The 2,520-nt window shown below is 74.4% G+C and carries 2 protein-coding genes and 2 pseudogenes; all 4 read right to left on the reverse strand.

Annotation, left to right across the window (positions count from 1 at the left end):
* A pseudogene (locus AB0J52_RS35940) lies at nt 1-241 on the reverse strand (L-glutamate gamma-semialdehyde dehydrogenase); the annotation flags it as partial.
* Nucleotides 242-390: 149 nt separating this feature from the next.
* Entirely contained in the window at nt 391-882 is a 492-nt protein-coding gene (locus AB0J52_RS35945) for a DUF6912 family protein (protein ID WP_500187382.1), read from the reverse strand.
* A gap of 50 nt (nt 883-932) precedes the next feature.
* A complete protein-coding gene (locus AB0J52_RS35950; RefSeq protein ID WP_500187383.1) occupies nt 933-1,568 on the reverse strand; it encodes an HAD family hydrolase in 636 nt (211 codons plus the stop codon).
* Nucleotides 1,565-2,520 (reverse strand): annotated as a pseudogene (locus AB0J52_RS35955) (hypothetical protein); the annotation flags it as partial. The pseudogene AB0J52_RS35955 and the gene AB0J52_RS35950, both read right to left, overlap by 4 nt.

Consider the following 2,520-nt stretch of genomic DNA (forward strand, 5'->3'; position numbering starts at 1 on the left):
CGTCGGCGGCCGTCGCGTTGCCCATGGTGCCGAGGACGTGCGCCCGCCGGTGCGGCTCCACGACCTCGATCGGATCGCCGCCGCCGAGCCGCCGCTCGCCGCCGATCACCATGGTGAGCTCGGCGTTCTCGCCGCCCAGCTCCTTGATCCGCGCCTCCAGCGCGGCCCGCTCCGGGCTCCCGGGCGCGTACCCCTTCACCGGCTCGTTCACCGGGACCGGCACGTTCGTGACGGCGTCCATGGAAGGCTCCCCTGCTCCGACATCGTCGTCAGTGCCGGAGATCTACCCGTCCCGCCGGACCCCTACGCGACCGCGGGCCAGGTGAGCGGGGCAAAGCGGCCGGGGGGCGGGTGAGCGGGGCGAAGGCGGCCGGGGGCCGGGGGCCGGAGTCAGAGGAGGTCGGCGAGTTCCTGGGTGGCGTACCAGAGGAGTTCGTGGCCCTCCGCGCCGTCCACGGCGAAGGCCGCGTCGTCGTCGCCCGCGTCGGCGGCGGGGACGGCCGCGACGGCCGCCCGCACGTCGGCCTCGGCCTCGGCGCCGTCCACGTGACCCGCCGCGATCTTCTTCCACGGCACCGCGGCGGAGACCTCCACGCGCGCGGGCTCGTCCTCGTCGTTCACCTGCCGGACCACCGCGTCCGGGACCTCGGCGGCCAGCACCACCCGGCGCGGAGCGGCCTCGGGGTCGTCGGCCAGCAGCCGCAGCGAGGCGCGGGCGGCGGACGCCATCGCCGCGTACTCCAGCTCCTCGATGTCGGCCGCGGCGTACCACTCGCGGAGCGCCGGCGTGACCGCGTAACCGGTCAGCGGCGCCGGACCGGCCTCGCGGTCCTTCAGGACCCGCGCGAGGGCGGCGAACGTGGTCGGCAGATAGACGCGCATGACCCCGCCAGTGTGCCACACCCCAGGTCACCCCACCCGTGCGGGCGGGTTCAGCGGAGGAGGTCGAGGGCGGCCAGGGCCAGGCGGGTCTCGTCCGGGGTCGTGTGGTGGACGCCGTGCATGCCGAGCGCCTCGGCGGCGCGGGTGTTGTGGACGATGTCGTCGATGAAGACGCACTCGTCCGGGGCGAGGCCCAGCAGGTCCACGGCGTGGCGGAAGATCGCCTCGTCGGGCTTGCGCAGGCCGACCTCGCAGGAGATCACCACCGCGTCGAACAGGCCGGTCCAGCGCTCGCGCGGGTAGGCGTTCCCCCACGAGTTGGACAGCAGCGCCACCCGCGTCCCGCCCTCCCGGACCTCCTTGAGCAGCGCGTACATCTCCTCGACCGGGGCGAAGGCGGCGAACATCCGCTCGATGAGGCCCGCCGCCGGGACGGGACCGCCGTCCACGGTGCGCAGCTCGGCGGCGAGCAGCCGCTCGAACTCGGCGGGGTCGAGCGTGCCGTCCTCCAGCCCGTGGATGGGGTTGGTGCCCGCGCCGTCGTACGCCTGCTTGACCCACGCGCGCATGAGGGTGCGGTAGCCGGCGGCGTCGATCCGGTCGGCGGCCAGCCAGGCGTCCACGGCCTGGTCGAGCGGCGAGGTCAGGACGCCGCCCCAGTCGGTGATCACAGCTCGGGGACTCACGGCCTCGATGCTAGGAGACGTCCGATACGTCCGGGAAGTCGTGTGGGAAGTCGTGGGGGAAGTCGGGTGGGCGCGGCGGGCTCCCCGGGCGCGGGCCGGCGTGCCGTGAGGACGGCGGCCAGGCACATCAGCGGGGTGGCGGGCAGGACGTACCGGTAGTCGAACTGCGCGGTCAGGGACGGGACGACCAGCAGGACGGTCCCGATCGTCCAGGGGAGCAGGCCGTCCCAGCGCCGGAGCCTGACCATCAGGACCAGCCCGCCGGCCATGACCAGGCCGAGCACGGTCCCCGGCAGGTAGGCGACCTTCTGGTAGACGCCGAGGAAGGACGCGTACGGGCCGGTCGCCCTCGTCGGCGCGTAGCCGGGGTCGTAGGCGCGCACGTACGGCTCGGCCTGCGGGTCGGGGTTGAAGGTCCTGCGGCCGAACAGGTAGTGCGCGTAGGTCGTCCGGTCGGGGAAGGCGGGGTGGTCCCAGCGGAACGTCCGGGCGAGGTCGGTCAGGGCGACCTCGGCGTAGTCGCCCGGCTGGTGGGTGATCGCGCGGACCGCGAAGTCGAACGCCAGCCGCTCGCCCTCGGGCGTGAAGCCGGTGGCCTCGACGCGGTAGCGCGGCGCGCGCGGCCCCCAGATGTAGGACTCGCGGACCGACCGGTGCTTCGGGTCGCTCGACAGGCACAGCGCCATCTGCTCGACCGGGACGTCCATCTTCCGGCAGTCGGCGAACGGCGCGACCCGCCCGTACAGGAACACCCCCGTGCTGCGGGTCATCGTGAACTCGCCGCGGTCGGCGGCGAACCAGGACGAGTAGGCCACGATCGGGATCACGCCCGCCGCCGCCATCGCGACCATCGGCCGCCAGCCCACGCGCCTCACGAGCAGCACGAACGCCGCGACGGCGAGCAGCGGCAGGCCCGCCGACCGGGTGATCGTCGCGAGGCCGAGCAGCAGCC

The sequence above is a fragment of the Spirillospora sp. NPDC049652 genome, assembly GCF_040675125.1.
Taxonomy (GTDB): Bacteria; Actinomycetota; Actinomycetes; order Streptosporangiales; family Streptosporangiaceae; genus Spirillospora.